This is a genomic window from Pseudomonas sp. TS_SC_3 (assembly GCF_056156225.1).
Window position 1 is genome coordinate 2,683,861 of sequence record NZ_CM149586.1, and the last position, 21,171, is coordinate 2,705,031.

The following is a 21,171-nucleotide window of genomic DNA, read 5'->3' on the forward strand; positions in this document are numbered from 1 at the left end:
CGACCCTTTGCGCAAAATGAAAATCTTTCGCATTATGTTTCGGTTTTTGTACCCGCTTGCGTGGGTGCTTACTCTCACCAGCAAAGGATTCCGCCATGCTCCGTATGCCCCTGGGCTCTGCCAGCCTGCTCGCCATCGCCATTTCACTCGCCGGTTGTGGTGAAGACAAAGCACCTGCCAACCAAGCCACCGCACCGGCTGTCAGCAGCACCAGCGCACCGGCAGTGACCACCAGCCAGGTTGATGAAGCCGCTGCCAAAGCCGTGGTCAGCCACTACGCCAACCTGGCCCTGGCCGTATTCAGCGACGCCGCCAGCACCGGCAAAGCTCTGCAAGCAGCGGTCGATGCCCTGCTCGCCAACCCAAATGCCGACACCCTGCAAGCCGCCCGCGAAGCCTGGCTGGCTGCCCGTGTACCTTATATGCAGACTGAAGTGTTCCGCTTCGGCAACGCCGTGGTCGACGATTGGGAAGGTCAGCTGAATGCCTGGCCGCTGGACGAAGGCCTGATCGACTACGTCGCCCAGGACTACCAGCACGCCCTAGGTAACCCAGGTGCCAGCGCCAACATCATCGCCAACACTGAAATCCAGGTCGGCGAAGACAAGCTTGATGTCACCACCATCACCCCAGACCTGCTGGCCAGCTTGAATGAACTGGGCGGCTCCGAAGCCAACGTTGCCACCGGCTACCACGCCATCGAATTTCTGCTCTGGGGCCAGGACCTGAATGGCACTAACCCCGGTGCAGGCGAGCGCCCTGCGACTGACTTCGTGGTGGGCGAAGGCGCTACCGGGGGCAACACCGAGCGCCGTCGCGCCTTTATCAAAGCAGCGGCTGATCTGCTGGTTAGCGACCTCGATGCAATGGTGCTGCAGTGGCAAGCCGGCAACACCGACAACTACCGCGCCAAACTGGAATCCGAATCAGGCGAAAACGGCCTGCGCAAAATGCTCTTCGGCATGGGTAGCCTGTCCCTCGGCGAACTGGCCGGCGAGCGCATGAAAGTCGCGCTGGAAGCCAACTCCACCGAAGACGAACACGACTGCTTCAGCGACAACACTCACAACTCACACTTCTACAACGGCAAAGGTATTCGCAACGTCTACCTGGGCGAATACAAGAAGGTCGATGGCACCACCCTGACCGGCCCGAGCCTGTCGTCGCTGGTCGCCAAGCTTGACGCCGCCGCTGACAGCACCTTGAAAGCCGACCTCGCCGCCACTGAAGCCAAATTGCAGGTCTTGGTCGACAGCGCCAACAACGGCAAGCACTTCGATCAGCTGATCGCTGCCGACAATGCCGAAGGCCAGCAGATCGTTCGTGATGCCATCGCCGCGCTGGTCAAGCAGACCGGCGCCATTGAGCAGGCTGCCGGCAAGCTGGGTATCAGTGATCTCAATCCGGATACCGCTGACCACAGCTTCTAAGCACTGCGCCGCGACGATATTCGCGGCGACTGAAGCGCCACACAAAAGCCGCGACGCCTTAACCGGAGTCGCGGCTTTTTTATGGCCTGCCAGCCCTGGCGACCACTCCTTCGGCGCCGTCGCCACGCACCGTCAAAAATCGCTCCGGGCGATGTTGTGTGGCCTGCGACCTTTGGCCACCACTGCTAATGCAAATCCGTCTTATTTAAACCGGGCCAGGCTGTTAATATCGGTGCCTGTTTTTTCCTGCGGATCTTCCTCCATGCTCGCATCCCATCGCGCTGCTCTGCTGCTGGCGTTGAGCCTGGGCCTGGTCGCCTGCGATAAAACCCCACAGTTCACCCAGGCAGAACCGGGTGAAGCCCTATCTGCGGGCACCGCCACTGTGCGCAAAGCGGATCAGAACGCCTTCTCCTTGCCGTCAGCCAACCTGTCACCTTCACGGCGCCTGGATTTCAGCGTCGGCAACAGCTTCTTCCGCAATCCCTGGGTCAGCGCGCCGGCCACCACCACCGCACGTGATGGCCTTGGCCCGTTATTCAACACTAATGGCTGTCAGAACTGCCACATCAAGGACGGTCGTGGCCATCCACCGGCCGCCGATGCGCAGAGTGCGGCGTCCATGCTAGTCCGCCTGTCGATTCCAGCCGGTACTGAACATGCTGCAATTATCCAGCGCCTTGGCGTGCTCGCCGAACCCATCTACGGCGGCCAACTGCAGGATATGGCCAACCCTGGCACCGCGCCTGAAGGCAAGGTGCGCGTCAGCTACAGCACGCAGCGGGTCAGCTTTGCCGATGGCCTAGCGGTCGAGCTGCGCAAGCCCAACCTGGAAATCAGCCAGCTCGGTTATGGCGCCCTGCACCCCGACACGCTGTTCTCCGCACGCATCGCCCCGCCGATGATCGGCCTCGGCCTGCTCGAAGCGATTCCAGAAGCCGCCCTCCTGGCCAATGCCGACCCCGAGGACAGCAATGGCGATGGTATTTCCGGGCGCGCCAATCAGGTGTGGGACCGCGAGCAGCAGCGCACCGTACTTGGCCGCTTCGGCTGGAAGGCTGGCCAACCGACGCTCAACCAACAGAACGCCGACGCCTTTGTCAACGACATGGGCCTAACCACCTCGCTGATCGCCCAGGACAACTGCACAGCAGTGCAAACCGACTGCCGCCACGCGCCCCACGGCGGCGAGCCCGAAGTCAGCGACAACATCCTCGCCAGCGTGCTGTTCTACACCCGCAACCTTGGGGTGCCGGCGCGGCGCGGCGCCGATACGCCGCAGGTGCTCGCCGGCAAAAACCTGTTCCATCAGGCCGGCTGCCAAGGCTGCCATACCCCGCAATTCACCACCGCAGCGGATGCCGCCGAGCCAGAACTGGCCAACCAGGTTATTCGCCCCTACAGCGACCTGCTGCTGCATGACATGGGTGACGGTCTGGCTGACAACCGCCCGGAATTTCTTGCCAACGGCCGCGAATGGCGCACGCCCCCCCTGTGGGGGATTGGCTTGACGGAAACGGTCAGCGGCCACACCCAGTTCCTTCACGATGGCCGCGCGCGCAACCTGCTAGAGGCCATTCTTTGGCACGGTGGCGAAGCCGAAGCCGCCAAACAACACGTCCTAACGTTCACCGCTGAGCAGCGTCACGCGCTGCTGACCTTCCTGAATTCGCTGTAAGGAGTCATTCATGATCCGTTCCCCCCTGGGCCTGGCCCTACTCAGCCTGACACTCACGGCCTGCAGCCCGAGCGACCCGCAGGAGCACGTCAGTCGCGCGCTGACCGATGGCGTCCTGCTGCCGATCTACAGCGCCTGGCACGAAGCCGACCGGCAACTGGCAACCAGCGCGCAAGCCTTCTGCACCGAGCAACAGACGCTTAATGAAGCCCGCCAAGCCTTCTTTAGCGCGCAGAGCGCCTGGGCGGCTGTACAACCGGCGGCCTTGGGACCGTTGGCAGAAGGCAACCGTGCGTGGCAGATCCAGTTCTGGCCGGATAAGAAAAACCTGGTCGCGCGCCAGGTTGAGGCCCTGCTCAACAGCAAACCCGAACTGACCCCGGCTGACCTGGATAAATCCAGCGTGGTGGTGCAAGGTCTGACCGCTTATGAATACCTGCTGTTTGACCCAGCGATTGATTTGAATAACGCCGCGCAGAAAGCCCGTTACTGCCCATTAATGATTGCCATCAGCGAACATCAGCAAGCGCTTGCAGCTGATGTACTGGCCAGCTGGCAGAGCAAGGACGGCATGGCCGCACAGCTGAAAAGCTTCCCGAATGCGCGCTACGCCGAAGCCCCGGAAGCGGTGGCGGAATTGCTACGCACCCAAGTCAGCGCCATCGACGGGCTGAAAAAGAAGCTCGGTACGCCCATGGGCCGTCAGAGCAAAGGCCAGCCACAGCCCTACCAGGCCGAGGCATGGCGCAGTAAGGCGAGCCTGACCAACCTGGCCGTGAGCCTGGCCAGCGCTGAACGTATTTGGCTGGGCGCCGAGCACGATGGTATCCAGGCACTGCTCGGCAGTGATCAGGACGCGCTGAAACAGCGCATTAATGCTGCTTACAGCGACACCCGCCAGCGTTTGGCCGCGGCGCAGCGTCCACTCGGCGAGTTGCTCAGCGATGAAGCCGGGCGTGCTGAGTTGAATGCGCTCTACGACAGCCTCAACACCCTGCATCGCCTGCATGAGTCGGAACTGGCCAAGACCCTGGGCATTCAACTGGGCTTCAACGCCCATGACGGTGACTGAGTGATGCAGATTAAACGCCGTACCTTCCTGGGTTTGGGGGCTGCCGCCTTAGCGGCTAGCGCCCTGGGCGGCTGGACGCTGATGCACAGCGGCGCACAACCGCTGCTGCTTTCTGCACGCAACAACAGCAGCGGCCAGCACTTCGCCGTGGGCTACCACTTGGACGGCAGCCAGGCGTTTGCCACCCAGGTCACTGAACGCTGCCACGATGTCATCGCCCATCCGTTTCTGCCCATGGCCCTGTTTGTTGGCCGCCGGCCGAGCACCGAGAGCTACCTGATCGACACCCGTGACGGGCGTTTGCTGCAGACCCTGCGCTCACCCAAGCAGCGCCACTTTTATGGCCATGCGGTGTTCCACAAGGACGGCGAATGGCTCTATGCCACCGAGAACGACACCTCCGAGCCCGGTCGTGGCGTGTTGGGTGTCTACCGCTTACAAGGCGAGCAACTGCAACGCAGCAGCGAGCTGTCCACTCACGGCATCGGCCCGCACCAGTTGCTCTGGCTGCCGGATGGCGAAACCCTGGTCGTGGCCAACGGTGGTATCCGCACCGAAGCCGACAGCCGCGTAGAGATGAACCTCAACACCATGGAGGCCAGCCTGGTGCTGCTGTGCCGTGATGGCAGCCTGGTGAGCAAGGAGCAACTGCCCGAACAGATGAACAGCGTGCGCCACCTGGCTGTGGCCAGCGATGGCACCGTCGTCAGTGGTCAGCAATATATGGGCGCGCTCAGCGACAATGCGCCGCTGTTGGCCATCAAGCGGCCCGGCCAGCCCTTTCAACACTTTCCCGTAGCGGACGCACAGCGCCAACTGATGAACCAATACACCGCCAGCGTGGCCATCCACAGCGAACTGCGCTTGCTGGCCCTGACCGCGCCGCGCGGCAACCGCGTATTTATCTGGGACTTGGACAGCGCCGAGCTACGCCTGGATGCTCCCCTGGCTGACTGCGCGGGAGTGGGCGCCACCAGCGAAGGCTTTGTGGTCAGCAGCGGTGTGGGTCGCTGCCGCCTGTACGACTGCCGCAGCACGGCAATTGTCAGCCGGCCGCTGCAACTCCCCGCAGGCCTGTGGGACAACCACCTGCGCATCGCCTGAGCGCTTAATCACAGGCCCTCCCCGCATAACGGTAATATACCTGCGACAGGCTAAAGAACGCTGTCGCAGCGCCGATCTATACTTTGAGTGCCGCTCGCCACGGCTCAGTCAATACCTGTCGATAGGGACCTTCGCAGTTAGGGCGCGCTACGCGTCACCGGCACCCCACCTCCCACAGTCAGGTACCCCAATGTTTCTGCAAAAGTCCTTACGCGCGCAAATTCTCGCCCTGCTCGGCGGCAGTCTGGCGCTGATTCTGGTCACCGCGTTAGCCTGCTTCAGCTTTCTGTCCAGCGGCATGCAAGCCTATCGTGGCCTGTTGGCGGGGCCGCTGGAGGCGTCGACACTGATCGACGTGACCAACCTCAACTTCAAAACCCAGGTCCAGGAATGGAAGAATGTTCTGTTGCGCGGCAGCGACAAGGCGCAACTGGACAAGTACTGGAGCCAGTTCGAAGCGCAGGAACGTAAGGTTCAGGAAACGCTGGGGCAATTGAGCGACCTGGCCAGCGGCGACAACACCCTCAAAGGCAAGATCGACAGCCTGCGCCGTGAGCACCAGTCACTCGGCGTCAATTACCGTAAGGGTCGTTACGCCTTTATCGCAGCAGGCGCTGATGCCGCCGTTGGCGATAAAGCCGTGTCCGGCATTGATCGTAATACCGCACAGCAATTGGAAGCCTTGTCCGGCGAGCTGCACAAGCAGAGCCTGGAACAAGCCAGCCTGATCAATGCCTCGGCCGACCGCACCATCACCTACGGCACCCTGCTGATGCTCGGCGCTACGGTGGTGATCGCACTGTTCAGCTTGTGGCTGATCAACCGCAACCTGATCAACCCGATCCGCGAGCTGATCGAGCATATCGCCCAACTGAGTCACGGCAATTTCGGCAAGCGCGTTGAGTCCACCCGGCAGGACGAGCTGGGCAAGCTGGCCATAGCCGCCAATATCCTGCGCGACTTCCTCGCGGACACCTTCACCCGCCTCAAGCGCAGCACTGAAGACCTCGACACCGCCAGCGGTGAACTCAACTCCATCGCCACCCTGATGGCCCAAGGCACCCGCGAGCAGTTCTCGCGCACCGACCAAGTGGCCACGGCGATGCATGAAATGTCCGCCACCGCGCAGGAAGTCGCGCGCCATGCAGCCGAAGCCGCTACAGCGGCCGATGATGCCGACAGCGCGGCGCGCCAGGGTGAAACCGTGATGCAGGCCACCATCAAAACCATCACCGATATCCGCGGCGAAATCAGCAACACCTCCGAGGTGATCCGCCGCCTGGAAAGCGATACCGGACGCATCAGCAAGGTGCTCGAAGTGATTCGCGGCATTGCCGAACAAACCAACCTGCTGGCGCTTAATGCCGCCATCGAGGCTGCCCGCGCCGGCGAGCAGGGTCGTGGTTTTGCCGTAGTGGCCGATGAAGTGCGCACCCTAGCCCAGCGCACGGCGCAGTCTACGGCGGAGATTCACCAGATCATTGATACCGTGCAAACCGGAGCCAGCAATGCCGTACGCGCCATTGAAAGCGGCCAGCAGCGCAGCGAAGAAGGTGTAGTCCAGGTGACGCAGGCAGGCTCCACCCTGCAATTGATCACCCAGGCGGTGGAAGCCATCCGCGACATGAACCGACAGATTGCCACCGCCGCCGAAGAACAGACCTCGGTCGCCGAGGACATCTCACGCAACCTCACCGAAATTACCGCCATTGCCACGGCCAACCAGGACAATGTGCAGCGCACCGAAAGCGCCGGGCAGAACCTGCACGCGTTGTCCGGTCAACTCAGTGAAGTGACCCAGCGCCTGAGTGCCTGAGCCCTCCACTGCACCCAAAATGCCAGCACATGCTGGCATTTTTATTAAAAAGCACTTGCTCAATCAGGCACGCTCTGTACAACTTTTGCGCGCAAATGCGAATCTTTGACATGCCTTTTGAGTGGGTCTAATGTGCCCCTCTTGCCTATTCCCAGGCCCCTCTCCGCCTTGCCAAGGAACCGGAATATGTTGCTCCGTCGCATGCTGATCATGCTCGGCGCGGTACTCGTTGTGGTACTCGCCCTCGCCGCCTACAAAGGCTTTTCCATCTACCAGCAAGTGCAGATGTTCTCGGCCCCGCAGCCGGCCATCAGCGTCGATGCTGCGTCGGCCGAAGAACGTCCGTGGCAGGGTCGTTTGCCAGCCATCGGCACCCTCATCGCCTTCCAGGGCGTCGACCTGACCGTGGAAGTTGCCGGCACCGTGCAGCAAGTACTGTTCCGCTCCGGCGAGCAGGTCACCCTGCAGCAGCCGCTGATCCAGATGGACAGCGACGTCGAGCAGGCCAGCCTGGCCACCGCCCAAGCCGAACTGGGCCTGGCACGGGTCGAATTCGAGCGCGGTCGCAGCCTGGTCAACCGTCAGAGCATCTCTAAAAGCGAGTTCGACCGCCTTTCCGCCAGCCTGCAAAAAGCCAACGCCAGCGTGGCTCAGCTGCAGGCGCAACTGGCGAAGAAGCGCATCCTCGCGCCGTTTGCCGGCACCATCGGCATCCGCCAGGTCGACGTGGGGGATTACCTGGCCTCCGGCACCACCATCGCCACCCTGCAGGACCTGAGCAAGCTGTACGTCGACTTCTTCCTGCCGGAACAAGCAGTGCCTAAGTTAGCCATCGGCGAGCGCGTTCGCGTCAGCGTGGCGGCATACCCGAATGAGGTATTCGAGGGTGAAATCGCCGCGATCAACCCCAAGGTCGAAGACACCACCCGCAACGTGCAAGTGCGCGCCATGCTGGCCAACCCGGAAAGCAAACTGCTGCCCGGCATGTTCGCCAACCTGGACGTGCTGCTGCCTGGCGAGCCTACGGTGATCGTCGTGCCGGAAACCGCCATCACCTACACCCTCTACGGCAATTCGGTGTACGTGATCAGCGAGAAGAAAGCTGAAGACGGCCAGGTGGTCAAAGACGACAAAGGCCAGGCTGAACTGGTGGTCGAGCGCCGCTTCGTTGAAACCGGCGAGCGCCGCGACGGCCAGGTGGTGATCAATAAGGGTTTGCAGGCTGGTGAGCAGGTGGTGTCCGCCGGCCAGCTGAAGCTGGATAACGGCGCCCACGTCAGCATCGCCAATGCCCAAGCCAAGCCGAGCGCCGAATAATCGCGCAGGCGTAAAGGAACTTATTTATGGCTTTTACTGATCCCTTTATCCGTCGCCCGGTGTTGGCGACCGTGGTCAGTCTGTTGATCATCCTGCTTGGCTTTCAGGCATTCAGCAAACTGACCATCCGCCAGTACCCGCAGATGGAAAACGCCCTGATCACGGTGACCACGGCTTACCCCGGGGCCAATGCCGAGACCATTCAGGGCTATATCACCCAGCCGCTGCAGCAAAGTTTGGCCAGTGCTGACGGCATCGACTACATGACCTCGGTCAGCCGGCAAAACGTCTCGGTTATCTCGATCTATGCGCGCATCGGCGCCAATAGCGACCGCTTGTTCACCGAACTGTTGGCCAAGGCCAACGAGGTGAAGAACCAGCTACCGCAGGACGCCGAAGACCCGGTGCTGAGCAAAGAAGCCGCCGACTCCACGGCGCTGATGTACATCAGCTTCTACAGCCAGGAACTGAGCAACCCACAGATCACCGATTACCTGTCGCGGGTCATCCAGCCCAAGCTGGCCACCCTGCCCGGCATGGCTGAAGCCGAGATTCTCGGCAACCAGGTGTTTGCCATGCGCCTATGGCTCGACCCGGTGAAGATGGGCGCCTACGGCGTGACCGCCAGCGACGTTAATGCGGCGGTGCGCAAGTACAACTTCCTCGCCGCTGCGGGTGAGGTAAAAGGCGAGTACGTGGTCACCAGCATCAACGCCGAAACCGACCTAAAGTCGGCCGAGGCCTTTGCTGCCATACCGCTGAAAACTGTGGGCGACAGCCGCGTGCTGATCCGTGATGTGGCGCGGGTGGAAATGGGTGCGGAAAGCTACGACTCGATCAGCTCCTTCGATGGCACCCCCTCGGTGTACATCGCCATCAAGGGCACGCCGGGCGCCAACCCGCTGGACGTGATCAAGGAAGTGCGCAACGTCATGCCCGAGCTGGAAGCCCAGCTGCCGCCCAACCTAGACGTTTCCATCGCCTACGACGCCACGCTGTTTATCCAGGCCTCGATTGATGAGGTGGTGAAGACCCTGTTCGAAGCTGTGCTGATCGTCATCGTGGTGGTGTTCCTGTTCCTCGGCGCGTTCCGCTCGGTGCTGATCCCAGTGATCACCATTCCGCTGTCAATGATCGGCGTGATGTTCTTTATGCAGCTGATGGGCTACTCGATCAACCTGCTGACCCTGCTGGCCATGGTCCTGGCCATCGGCCTGGTGGTCGATGACGCCATCGTGGTGGTGGAGAACATCCACCGGCATATCGAGGAAGGCAAAACGCCGTTCGATGCAGCCATCGAAGGCGCCCGCGAGATCGCCGTACCGGTGGTGTCGATGACCATCACCCTGGCGGCGGTGTACGCGCCTATCGGTTTCCTCGAAGGCCTGACCGGCGCATTGTTCAAGGAATTTGCTCTGACCCTGGCCGGCGCGGTGATCATTTCTGGCATCGTCGCCCTGACCCTGTCGCCGATGATGTGCGCCAAGCTGCTGCGCCATGAGGAGAATCCGTCGGGCCTGGCACACAAGCTCGACCAGATTTTCGACGGTCTCAAACAGCGCTATCAACGCGGCCTGCACAGCACTCTGGACACTCGCCCGGTGGTGCTGGTGTTTGCGGTGATCGTCATGTGCCTGATTCCGGTGCTGCTCAAATTCACCAAAAGCGAACTGGCCCCGGAAGAGGACCAAGGCATCATTTTCATGATTGCCAATGCGCCGCAAGCCACCAACCTCGATTACTTGAATAAGTACACCGACGAGTTCGTGACCATCTTCAAGGAGTTCCCCGAGTACTACTCCTCGTTCCAGATCAACGGCACCAGCGGCGTGCAGTCAGGTATTGGCGGCTTTTTGATGACGCCGTGGAGCGAGCGCGAGCGCACGCAAATGGAAATCCTCCCCGAGGTGCAGGCACGCCTGTCACAGATTGCCGGGTTACAGATTTTCGGCTTCAACCTCCCCGCCCTGCCAGGCACAGGTGAAGGGCTGCCGTTCCAGTTCGTGATCAACACGCCCAACGACTACCAGTCGCTGTTGCAGGTCACCGAGCGGGTCAAGCAACGCGCCGTGGAGTCCGGTAAGTTCGCCTTCCTCGACGTCGACCTGGCCTTTGACAAGCCGGAAGTGGTGGTGGAGATCGACCGCGAGAAAGCCGCACAGATGGGCGTGTCCATGGAAGACCTCGGTCTGACCCTGGCCAGCCTGCTCGGTGAAGGCGAGATCAACCGCTTCACCATCGACGGACGCAGCTACAAGGTGATCGCCCAGGTCGAGCGCGCGTATCGCGACAACCCAGAGTGGCTCGGCAGCTACTACGTGAAGAGCGAAAGCGGCGCGATGCTGGCCCTGTCGACGCTGGTCAAGGTCAGCGACCGCGCCCGGCCGACCCAGCTCAACCAGTTCCAGCAGCTCAACTCGGCGATCATCCAGGGCGTGCCCATCGTCAGCATGGGTGAAGCCATCGAGACGGTGACGCAAATCATGCTGGAAGAAGCCCCGGCCGGTTATGCCTACGACTTCGCCGGTGCGTCGCGCCAGCTGGTGCAGGAAGGCAGCGCGCTGTACGTGACCTTCGGCCTGGCGCTGGCGCTGATCTTCCTGGTGCTGGCGGCGCAGTTCGAGAGTTTCCGTGACCCGCTGGTGATCATGGTCACGGTGCCACTGTCGATCTGTGGTGCGCTGATTCCGCTGTTCCTCGGCCTGTCGAGCATGAACATCTACACCCAAGTGGGCCTGGTGACGCTGATCGGTCTGATCACCAAGCACGGCATCCTGATCGTCGAGTTCGCCAACCAGCTGCGCCGCGAAAAAGGCCTGTCGCGGCGTGAAGCGGTCGAAGAAGCGGCGGCGATTCGTCTGCGTCCGGTGCTGATGACCACCGCAGCCATGGTCTTCGGCATGGTGCCGTTGATTCTGGCCACCGGCGCCGGCGCGGTCAGCCGCTTCGACATCGGTCTGGTGATCGCCACCGGCATGTCGATTGGTACGCTGTTTACCCTGTTCGTGCTGCCCTGCGTGTACAGTCTGCTGGCGCAACCCGATGCGCCAGCGACAACGGCCAAGGCCCACTAACAAAAAAGCCCTGCATTGCAGGGCTTTTTTCTGTCTGTCGAATTACCAGCCAAGCCGGTTCAACCTTGCGAGCGGGCGCCTTGGGTCAGGCTGAACATAAACAGCAGCAGGTCCTGATCAGGCTTTACCGCTTCAACCACGCGCGCTTGCGGCGGCAGTGGACAATAGCCGCGCTCATTAAGGCTGATGACCTGGGGGCTGGCCTCCTGCCAAGCCGCTGCCGCGAGCGAGGCCACGCTGAGCGCGGTCACCAGAAACAAACCTCGTGCGATTTCTAGCTTCATCACTGCAACCTCTTGATAGCGCTGCCAAACGCTGTTTGTAGACCCTAGATCACTGATCACCGCACTGTCGCGCTTTACGACCAACGGTCGTTACTGGCGGATTCTGCCGGAGACTCCATTCAGATCATCCTGATCCACAGCTGGCCATGTAGCAGGCCATCCTTCGAGCGGCATCCGCGCCAATGGTTCAACGCTCTAGCAAACCAAGGATTGGGGCCGCATCACTGCACGTACCGGTAAAAACCCAAAGTCACTTAATTGCCCATTTGCATCAGCGCAGTGCGTCATAGAACCAACGGTTTTAAAACAGCCGCAGGCAAAACCGTAACCGGCAACATTTCCCGCCACACGGCAAAAGCGGCGTGGTAGAGCACATCCAGGTGAGGTCAAAACAAGAAGCGGCAATGCTGACCAGCAGCACAGCGCAGATTGACAGGCTCCAGTCCGGGAGCACGCACAACACAAAGCAATTGGCGTACCGCTTTGCCGCGAGGACTGTTTATAGCCGAGAAAAATGAAAACCCCGTGACAGGCACGGGGTTTTCTTTACAACGTGCAAGCCGCCTGGCGGCGGCCTGCGGGAGCGGGGCTGGCTTACATCATGCCGCCCATGCCACCCATGCCGCCCATGTCTGGCATACCGCCACCGGCCGGCTTGTCTTCAACCACTTCGGCGATCATCGCTTCGGTGGTGATCATCAGGCTGCCGATCGAAGCTGCAGCTTGCAGTGCCGAACGGGTGACCTTGGCCGGATCGAGAATACCCATCTCGATCATGTCGCCGTAGGTATCGGTTGCGGCGTTGAAGCCGTAGTTACCCGAACCCTGCTTGACCTTGTCGACCACGACGCTTGGCTCGCCGCCAGCGTTGGAAACGATCTGACGCAGCGGTGCTTCAACAGCACGACGCAGCAGAGCGATACCCACGTCCTGATCGGCGTTGTCGCCTTTCAGCTCGCTGATGGCCTGCAGAGCGCGAACCAGCGCCACGCCACCGCCAGGTACCACGCCTTCTTCAACGGCTGCGCGGGTTGCGTGCAGGGCGTCGTCAACGCGGGCTTTCTTCTCTTTCATTTCAACTTCGGTGCCGGCACCGACTTTGATCACTGCAACACCGCCAGCCAGTTTGGCCAGACGCTCTTGCAGCTTCTCTTTGTCGTAGTCGGACGAGGTGTCTTCAACCTGCTTACGGATCTGCGCAACGCGCGATTCGATATCAGTCTGCTGACCAGCACCGTCGATGATGGTGGTGTTTTCTTTGCTCAGGATCACGCGCTTGGCGTTACCCAGGTGCTCCAGGGTGGCGCTTTCCAAGCTCAGGCCGATCTCTTCGGAGATAACGGTACCGCCAGTCAGCACAGCGATGTCCTGCAGCATGGCCTTGCGACGATCACCAAAGCCCGGTGCCTTAACAGCCGCGACTTTAACGATACCGCGCATGTTGTTCACAACCAGAGTCGCCAGGGCTTCACCTTCAACGTCTTCGGCCACGATCAGCAGCGGACGGCCGGACTTGGCCACCGCTTCCAGAACTGGCAACAGTTCGCGGATGTTGGAGATCTTCTTGTCAACCAGCAGGATCAGCGGGCCGTCGAGCTCGGCCACCATGGTGTCCGGCTTGTTGATGAAGTACGGGGACAGGTAGCCACGGTCGAACTGCATGCCTTCAACAACCGACAGTTCGTTTTCCAGGCCCGAGCCTTCTTCAACGGTGATCACGCCTTCTTTACCGACTTTTTCCATGGCTTCGGCAATGATTTCGCCGATGGAGCTGTCGGAGTTAGCGGAGATCGAACCCACCTGAGCGATGGCTTTAGTGTCAGCGCAAGGCTTGGACAGCTTCTTCAGCTCAGCAACGATGGCGATGGTCGCCTTGTCGATGCCGCGCTTCAGATCCATCGGGTTCATGCCAGCCGCGACGGCTTTCAGGCCTTCGTTGACGATGGCTTGAGCCAGAACAGTGGCGGTGGTGGTGCCGTCGCCAGCGTCATCGTTAGCGCGGGAGGCAACGTCTTTGACCAGCTGCGCGCCCATGTTTTCGAAGCGATCTTTCAGCTCGATTTCTTTGGCAACGGAAACGCCGTCCTTGGTGATGGTCGGAGCGCCGTAGCTCTTCTCGATGATCACGTTACGGCCTTTCGGGCCGAGGGTAGCTTTTACTGCGTCAGCCAGAACGTTAACGCCGGTGAGCATTTTCTTGCGGGCGGAATCGCCGAATTTAACTTCTTTAGCAGCCATGATGGTTATTCCTTAATTCGTTCAAATAGAGCGGAATTCGTAGCGACAGGCGCTGCAATCAGCCTTCGATAACGGCGAGAATTTCGTTCTCAGCCATTACCAGCAGGTCTTCGCCATCAACTTTCACGGTGTTGCTGCCGGAGTAAGGGCCAAACACCACTTTGTCGCCGACTTTAACGGCCAGAGCACGCACTTCACCGTTGTCCAGCACGCGGCCGGTGCCGACAGCGAGGATTTCACCGCTGTTGGCTTTCTCGGCAGCGGAACCTGGCAGCACGATGCCGCCTGCGGTTTTCTTTTCTTCTTCGCTGCGACGGATTACAACGCGGTCATGCAGAGGACGAAGCTTCATTGTCGATCTCTCCCAATAGATGGTTTACAGCGGCCGGTGTATGCACCGGCGGGTTAGCAAAATCCGGCGGTGCCGGTAGCGCTACGCCAGGCGCAGCACTGAAGTCTGATCTGCCTGAATGACAGAAAACCTTGCGGTGACTGTTAGGTGAGGGCGCTCAAGAGGATTTCAAGGGCTGAGGGTGAAATTTTTATGGCCTGCCATCCATGGCAACCACCTGGCGGGCCGTCGCTGCGCGACGTTAAAAATGACTCCCGGCCCTTTATATGCCGTGAAAGCCTTTTAGGCGCGCCGCAAGTCAGTCGCGGCGTTCGTATTCGCCTTCCAGCACATTGGGGCGGGCCGCACCCGGCCGAACTTGCCCGGAGCGCGCGGCCTGGTCATCGAAAAAAGCACGCTGACGCATGGCCTGTTCGGCGGCGCGCAGGCGCACCTTGTTAACCAGCAAGCGACGGGTGAAGGGGATCAGGCAGAACAGGCCGAAGATGTCGCTGATAAAGCCAGGGAGCAACAGCAGGCCACCCCCGACAGCAATCAGCAGCCCTTCGAGCATTTCCTGCTCAGGCAACTCACCGCGCGAGAGTTTTTCACGCGCACGCCAGGCCGTAGCAACGCCCGCTACACGCAGTAGCACGCTGCCAAGAACCGCCGAGCCGACGACCAGCAGCAGCGTCGGCAACACGCCGATGGCGCTGCCCACTTGAATCAGCAGGGCTAGCTCGATAATCGGAAATAGCAAAAACAAAAACAGAAAAGCACGCATCAAAGGTTCCTTAACGGAAGATCAGCTTCCAGTAAGTGTGAAGTATGGGGTGTCGCGCTGAATTCAAGCTGAAGCCTGACCACTGGTCGGCCAGACCTCAGCGCGGGCCAGCGCCACTAGGGCCTGGCGAACCTCAAGCGGACTGTTACAGGATGTTGGAAATGTTAGCCAGTGCAGGCTCTGGCCAATGCGCAAGTGAAAACCTTCGCTGTCGAGGCCGACCAGTTCGGCCGGCGCATGGCGAGGCAATTGCCCCAACTCGACATAATGGGCGATGGCGTTGGCATGGTCACTGTTCATATGATCGAGCATGCTGAGTTCACTGTCGCCAGCGAAGGGATTGGCTAGGGCCACTTGATCCAGCCAGTGAATCGCACCAAAGCCGCCGATATAGCGCCAGCGCACCGGTTCCAGCCGCCAGAAGTCGAAGTCATGGGCCTGGTGGTAACCGCGTGAATCCGGGAAGTAGCGGTAATAGCGTTGCGCCGCCGCTGCGATCTGTACCGCGTCCTCCAACAGCCGGGCATGCGCGAGCAGCGTAAGACGACCGACCGCCTGTACATCCTCGGCCCCGCGCTCGCCCACCAGCAGCGAGCATTTGCCGTCCTGCTTGAGGTTATGGGTGTGTTGGGCAATGCGGCTGATGAGAATCAATGGGTAGCCATCGGCATCCAGGCAATAGGGCACCACTGATCCGAAAGGGAAACCCGGCATGGCCTTGGAATGGGTGCTGAGCACGCCGCGGTATTCCTTGAGCAGCAATTCTCGGGCATGCTTGCCGGCTTTCACGCTCACCTTATGACTCCTTGCATAGAATCCGTCATTAACGGACAGGCGTTTTAGAATAACGGTTACAGCGCCAGCAAGGTTACACCGAAGCCGATTGAACCTCTCGCAGCAGGGCCAAACACTCTTAACGCGTCACGGCCAGCGCGGTAAACGAGGTTGCAGCGGCGCCAATTACTTGGGGATACGCAATGCAACTCAAAGACAAAGTTATCGTCATCACCGGCGGCTGCCAGGGACTGGGGCGCGCCATGGCCGAATACCTGGCTGAGAAAGGCGTCAAACTGGCGCTGGTCGACCTCAATCAAGAAAAACTGGACGAAGCCGTGGCCGCCTGCAAGGCCATGGGCGTAGAAGCCCGCGCTTACCTGTGCAACGTGGCCAATGAAGAGCAAGTGACCCAGACCGTGGCGCAGATTGCCGAAGACTTTGGTGCAATCAACGGCTTGGTCAACAACGCCGGCATCCTGCGCGACGGCCTGACCATCAAGGTCAAGGACGGCGAGATGACCAAACTGAGCCTGGCGCAGTGGCAGTCGGTGATCGACGTCAACCTCACCGGTGTATTCCTCTGCACCCGTGAAGTGGCGGCGAAAATGATCGAGCTGAAGAACGAAGGCGCGATCATCAACATCTCCTCCATCTCCCGTGCGGGCAACATCGGCCAGGCCAACTACTCCGCCGCCAAGGCCGGTGTCGCCGCCGACACCGTGGTCTGGGCCAAGGAACTGGCGCGTTACGGCATCCGTGTCGCGGGCGTCGCACCAGGCTTTATCGAGACCGAAATGGTCGCCAGCATGAAGCCCGAAGCGCTGGAGCGCATGACCTCGGTCATCCCGCTGCGCCGCATGGGTAAACCGGCCGAGATCGCTCACTCGGTGGCCTATATCCTGGAAAACGACTACTACACCGGTCGTATCTTGGAGCTGGACGGCGGCCTGCGCCTCTAATCGGTTTCGACTTGCTGCGCGTCGGCCAGACTGCGTTGAAATTGGGCTCGAGCTGCTCATTTACAGCCCGTAAACTCCGCGCCCTCGCCCAACTTCGCCTTGTCTGGCTCTAGCTCGCAGCGTCGATACTTGAAATAAAAAAGCCCCGCATCTGCGGGGCTTTTTGTTTGCAGGTAAGACCTTACCAGCCGACGCCAAAACCCAGGCTGTATCGGGTCTCATCCAGCTCACCTTCTGCGCCGCTGACCAGGTCTTTCTCGGCCTTCATGTTCAGCGAAGCCCAGTCGGTCAGCTTGTAGCGCAGGCCGACTGCAGCATCCAGGGTGTAATCGGCAACGCTGCCCAGCGGTTTACCCACTTCACCGTCGCTGAACAACTCGACACTCTTGCCGACCAGGTAGCGGTTGTAGTCCCACTTCAGGCTCGCGGCGTAGAAGTTGTCGCTCTCGCCATTGCTGTATTCGTAGTCGCTACGGTTAAGCAGGCCGGCCACGGAGAAGGCACCCAGCTCGTTATCCCAGAACTGGTAACCCGGACCAGTACCCAGGGTGCGCTGGCGCTCAAGCTCTTCGACCATGTCGCGCTTGTACTCGAAACGTCCCTGCCAGAACCAGTGCTCAGTCAGGAAGCGGTCGAGGGCGTATTCGGCGCTCCAGTTGTCGGTGGTGACCACGTCGTCCTGGAATTCGCGGTTGTAGTCAGCTTGTGCGTTATGCCGCCACAGGCCATGACGCGCCTGGGTTTTCAGGTTGACGTCATAGTCATCAGTGTCACGTTCGGCACGTTTGTAATCCAACGCCGCATCGATATTGCCCTTCCAGACCAGATCCTCGACCAGAGGTTTAGGCTTGAGGATTTGTTGGATGCTGGCCAGCTCGATGGTCTTGGGCGCATCGCCGTTCGCTAGGATGACCTTGCCCGGCTCCGCCGGTTGCAGGGATTTGGCGCGTTCACCGGCGATGGCGTTTTCCTTGATCAGCAGCTCCTGGTCGCTTTCCAGGGTGGCGATCTTGCTCCAATCGAGGGCAATCGCACCGCCGTAATCGGTCGCCAGCAGCAGCTTGCCACCATCGTAGAACTTGATCTTGCCGGTCAGGCGGTCGCCGTTCTTTAGCCAGACGGTATCCGCCAGCGTGGAGGTAGTCGCCACACTTAGGGCGAGGCACAGCAGTGTTCTGGAAAACATAGGGAAGGGTTATCTGTCTTGGGTTCGCGAAAGACCGCGCATTATCCGTACGCACGACGTCAGAGCAAGCACTGACCGACAGAATCACTTTGAGTTCAGCGCATGCGCGCTACCAACCGACGCCCACACCCAGCAGGTAACGTCGCTCGCTGCTGCTTTGCCCAAGCCCACTCGCCTGATCCAGCTCGTACAGCAGCGACAGCCGCGCCCAGTCCGTGAGCCGGTAACGCAGGCCCATTTCACTGTCGAGCACGTAGTCAATTTCTTCTACATCGGGCAATTGCAGCTCGGCCGTGCTGTAAAACTCTAGGCGAGTGCCCCAGAGCAGGCGCTTGTAATCCCAGGACAGCGAGTAGGTATTGAACGAGCGCTCGCCACCATTGAACTGCAGTTGCAAGCGGTTGAACTGGCCGATCACATCCAGCCGGCCCAATTCGTTATCCCAAAAGCGATAACCCGGTCCGGTACCCAGTGAGCGCTGCCGGCTGAAAAAAGCGAACTCATCCTCATCGTGCTCGGCACCAACCCGCCAGAACCAATGGTCGTTGATAAAGCGGTCGAGGTCGTACTCCAGCTGCCAGTTGTCGGCCGTCTTGGCCTCGTTCTTGACCTTGCGCTCCAGCTCACCGCTGAGCACATGACGCCAGCGCCCATGCTCCATACGCGTGTTGCCTTTGAACTTCCATTCGTCGGTGTCATTGTCGTCACGCTCCATGTCGAGCTTGGCGTCCAGATTGCCTTCCCATAAGCGGTCTTGCAGCACTGGCCGCGGCGGGACCAGGCGCTTAATAGTGGCCAGCGGTACCGTTTGCGTACTGCCATTGACCACCCGCACCATGCCCTTGCCGGCGGCTTCCAGCTGATTGCTCAGCTCACTGTCGAGCCCCTGGCGCCGAATCAGTAAAGGTTTGTCCGAGCGCAGGGTGTCGATATCCTTCCAGGCGATTAGCACCTGCCCGGCATACTTGGTTTTCAAGGCCAGTTTGCCGCCGTCGAGCAGAACGATCTCGCCGCTCAAGCGGTCACCATTGTTCAACCACACCGTGTCGGCCAAAACAGGCGCGGCCAGCACAAGAACCAAAGAACACAACAGAGTACGTAGCAACATGATGGGAAAGCCGGATAGCGAGCCAGAACAGGTGTCGAAGCATGCCGCGCCAGGCCAGCCAACAGCAAGCCAGGCAGAGCGCCGTACGGCACTTTATGCGGTGTTGACCCAAGTACCGGCCGGCTGCGTGGTGAGTTACAGCCAACTGGCCGCTTACGCCGGCTTAGGCCGTGCCGCACGCTGGGTCGGGCGCACGCTCAGCCAACTGCCGGACGGCAGCACACTGCCCTGGCACCGGGTAATTGCCGCCAGTGGTCGCCTCAGCCTGCCCGCTGGCAGTTTGTCCGGCGCGGAGCAACGCAGCCGTCTGCGTGAAGAGGGTGTGCAAATCCATAATGATCGGGTGGATATGCCGCGCTATGGCTGGCGCCCAATGGAGCACAGCGGGTAGAGTGCGCCCTTTATTGGACCAACCTCAGGCTGATACCCCTTCAATGCCCCGTAAAAGCTGGCGCGATGCCATTGCTGCCTATTCCAGCCCCTCGACATTGGTGCTGCTCCTTCTAGGGTTCGCCGCTGGCCTGCCTTATATGCTGGTGTTCTCCACCCTTTCTGTCTGGTTGCGCGAAGCCGGTGTAGCTCGCGACACCATTGGCTTTGCCAGCTTGATTGGCCTGGCGTATGCCTTCAAATGGGTGTGGTCGCCGCTGCTCGACCAATGGCGCCTACCGCTGTTGGGCAAACTGGGCCGCCGACGTTCCTGGCTGGTGCTGTCGCAAATATTGATCGCCATCGGGTTGGCCGGCATGGCCCTGTGTGACCCGCAAACTCACCTAACCTGGCTGATTTCCCTGGCCGTACTGGTGGCCTTCGCCTCGGCCACCCAGGACATCGCCGTCGATGCCTACCGCCTGGAAATCGTCGATGACACCCGCCAAGCCGCGCTGGCCGCCAGTTATATGGCCGGGTACCGCGTCGCCGCCTTGCTGGCGACCGCCGGCGCACTGTATTTCGCCGAAGGCTTTGGCTCCACCGCCCTGCTCTATCAGCACGGCGCCTGGGCTGGCACCTACCTGCTGTTTGCCCTGCTGATGCTGCCTGGCCTACTGACCAGCTTGTGGATGCGCGAGCCGGATGTGCCACTGCGCACCCAGCTGGACGCCGCCCGTTATGGCTTTAGCCACCAGATCGCTTCAGTGCTGGTGCTGATTGTATTGCTGGTATCGGTACCGGCGATGTTTACCCAGTTCTATCACACCGATTTCGCCAGCGTGATCAACGGCCAAGCCAGCATGCTCGACCTGCTGCTGGAAGACCGCGCCTTCCTGCGCGCCCTGCTCTACACCTTACTCACCAGCCTGTGCCTGTCCACCATGGGCCGCCGTGGCCTGGCGCCAGTGCTGACCCCGGTCAACGATTTTATCGTCCGTTACCGCTGGCAGGCCTTTCTGCTGCTGGGCCTGATCGCCACCTACCGCATGTCGGACACCGTGATGGGCGTAATGGCCAACGTGTTCTACATCGACCAAGGCTTTACCAAGGACCAGATCGCCAGCGTCAGCAAGCTATTCGGCCTGGTAATGACCCTGATTGGTGCTGGCTTTGGCGGCCTGCTGATCGTGCGCTTCGGTATTCTGCCGATCCTGTTTATCGGAGGCGCGGCATCAGCGGCAACCAACCTGCTGTTCCTCATGCTCACCGGCATGGGTGCCGATCTGCAAATGCTGATCGTGACCATTTCCGCCGACAACTTCAGCGCAGGCCTGGCCACCGCAGCATTCGTTGCCTACCTGTCGAGCCTGACCAACCTGAAGTTCTCCGCCACCCAGTACGCCCTGCTCAGCTCCATCATGCTGCTGCTGCCACGGCTGATCGGTGGTTACTCCGGTGTGATGGTGGAGAATTATGGCTACGCCCAGTTCTTCCTGATCACCGCCTTGCTGGGCATTCCGACGCTGCTGCTGATCATTCTGCAATGGCGCCGCGAGCGACCGCAGCCCCACGATGCCAACGTGATCAGTACTGCAGAGCAACCCTGACGGAACGAACTGGCAGGAGTCTTGCTCTACCTTA

Annotated in this window: 17 protein-coding genes; 10 read left to right on the forward strand and 7 right to left on the reverse strand. The window is 60.5% G+C overall.

Annotation, left to right across the window (positions count from 1 at the left end):
- The first annotated feature begins 95 nt into the window (after positions 1-95).
- The 7 genes from AC0J6G_RS12890 to AC0J6G_RS12920 all read left to right on the forward strand — a co-directional run bounded on the left by AC0J6G_RS12890 (position 96) and on the right by AC0J6G_RS12920 (position 11,491).
- Complete coding sequence (locus AC0J6G_RS12890) at positions 96-1,430, forward strand: imelysin family protein (protein ID WP_475248303.1); 1,335 nt, start codon at positions 96-98, stop codon at positions 1,428-1,430.
- A 262-nt stretch (positions 1,431-1,692) separates the two neighbouring features.
- On the forward strand, positions 1,693-3,108 hold the full coding sequence (locus AC0J6G_RS12895; RefSeq protein WP_475248305.1) for a di-heme oxidoreductase family protein: 1,416 nt from the start codon (positions 1,693-1,695) through the stop codon (positions 3,106-3,108).
- A gap of 10 nt (positions 3,109-3,118) precedes the next feature.
- Positions 3,119-4,180 (forward strand): imelysin family protein, encoded by a 1,062-nt coding sequence (locus tag AC0J6G_RS12900; protein ID WP_475248307.1) that lies wholly within the window; start codon positions 3,119-3,121, stop codon positions 4,178-4,180.
- A 9-nt stretch (positions 4,181-4,189) separates the two neighbouring features.
- Positions 4,190-5,284: a DUF1513 domain-containing protein gene (locus tag AC0J6G_RS12905; protein ID WP_475253732.1), complete on the forward strand. Its 1,095-nt coding sequence runs from the start codon at positions 4,190-4,192 to the stop codon at positions 5,282-5,284.
- Between the two features lie 190 nt (positions 5,285-5,474).
- Entirely contained in the window at positions 5,475-7,100 is a 1,626-nt protein-coding gene (locus AC0J6G_RS12910; protein ID WP_475248309.1) for a methyl-accepting chemotaxis protein, read from the forward strand.
- Positions 7,101-7,286: 186 nt separating this feature from the next.
- Positions 7,287-8,417 carry an efflux RND transporter periplasmic adaptor subunit gene (locus AC0J6G_RS12915; protein WP_475248311.1) on the forward strand — a complete coding sequence of 377 codons (1,131 nt, stop codon included), beginning with the start codon at positions 7,287-7,289 and terminating at the stop codon, positions 8,415-8,417.
- A gap of 26 nt (positions 8,418-8,443) precedes the next feature.
- Positions 8,444-11,491, forward strand: coding sequence for a multidrug efflux RND transporter permease subunit (locus AC0J6G_RS12920; protein ID WP_475248313.1), 3,048 nt, complete (start codon positions 8,444-8,446; stop codon positions 11,489-11,491).
- A 59-nt stretch (positions 11,492-11,550) separates the two neighbouring features.
- On the opposite strand, the gene AC0J6G_RS12925 is transcribed toward AC0J6G_RS12920, so the two are convergent.
- The 5 genes from AC0J6G_RS12925 to AC0J6G_RS12945 form a co-directional block, all read right to left on the reverse strand.
- Positions 11,551-11,775, reverse strand: coding sequence for a hypothetical protein (locus tag AC0J6G_RS12925; RefSeq protein ID WP_475248315.1), 225 nt, complete (start codon positions 11,773-11,775; stop codon positions 11,551-11,553).
- A gap of 594 nt (positions 11,776-12,369) precedes the next feature.
- A complete protein-coding gene (gene groL, locus AC0J6G_RS12930) occupies positions 12,370-14,013 on the reverse strand; it encodes a chaperonin GroEL (RefSeq protein ID WP_475248317.1) in 1,644 nt (547 codons plus the stop codon).
- Between the two features lie 58 nt (positions 14,014-14,071).
- Positions 14,072-14,365 carry a co-chaperone GroES gene (locus AC0J6G_RS12935; protein ID WP_019827816.1) on the reverse strand — a complete coding sequence of 98 codons (294 nt, stop codon included), beginning with the start codon at positions 14,363-14,365 and terminating at the stop codon, positions 14,072-14,074.
- Positions 14,366-14,663: 298 nt separating this feature from the next.
- Entirely contained in the window at positions 14,664-15,128 is a 465-nt protein-coding gene (locus tag AC0J6G_RS12940) for an FxsA family protein (RefSeq protein ID WP_475248319.1), read from the reverse strand.
- Positions 15,129-15,191: 63 nt separating this feature from the next.
- The gene (locus tag AC0J6G_RS12945; RefSeq protein ID WP_475248321.1) at positions 15,192-15,923 is read right to left on the reverse strand and encodes a HugZ family pyridoxamine 5'-phosphate oxidase; all 732 of its coding nucleotides are present in this window, start codon (positions 15,921-15,923) and stop codon (positions 15,192-15,194) included.
- A gap of 182 nt (positions 15,924-16,105) precedes the next feature.
- On the opposite strand from AC0J6G_RS12945, the gene AC0J6G_RS12950 reads away from it, so the two are divergent.
- Positions 16,106-16,864 (forward strand): SDR family oxidoreductase, encoded by a 759-nt coding sequence (locus AC0J6G_RS12950; protein WP_475248324.1) that lies wholly within the window; start codon positions 16,106-16,108, stop codon positions 16,862-16,864.
- A gap of 181 nt (positions 16,865-17,045) precedes the next feature.
- Here AC0J6G_RS12950 and AC0J6G_RS12955 read toward each other — a convergent pair whose 3' ends face one another.
- The gene (locus AC0J6G_RS12955) at positions 17,046-18,050 is read right to left on the reverse strand and encodes a DUF481 domain-containing protein (protein ID WP_475248326.1); all 1,005 of its coding nucleotides are present in this window, start codon (positions 18,048-18,050) and stop codon (positions 17,046-17,048) included.
- Positions 18,051-18,159: 109 nt separating this feature from the next.
- Positions 18,160-19,158: a DUF481 domain-containing protein gene (locus tag AC0J6G_RS12960; RefSeq protein WP_475248328.1), complete on the reverse strand. Its 999-nt coding sequence runs from the start codon at positions 19,156-19,158 to the stop codon at positions 18,160-18,162.
- Between the two features lies 1 nt (position 19,159).
- On the opposite strand from AC0J6G_RS12960, the gene AC0J6G_RS12965 reads away from it, so the two are divergent.
- Entirely contained in the window at positions 19,160-19,549 is a 390-nt protein-coding gene (locus tag AC0J6G_RS12965; RefSeq protein ID WP_475248330.1) for an MGMT family protein, read from the forward strand.
- Positions 19,550-19,592: 43 nt separating this feature from the next.
- Positions 19,593-21,137: an AmpG family muropeptide MFS transporter gene (locus AC0J6G_RS12970; RefSeq protein WP_475248332.1), complete on the forward strand. Its 1,545-nt coding sequence runs from the start codon at positions 19,593-19,595 to the stop codon at positions 21,135-21,137.
- Positions 21,138-21,171: the final 34 nt, after the last annotated feature.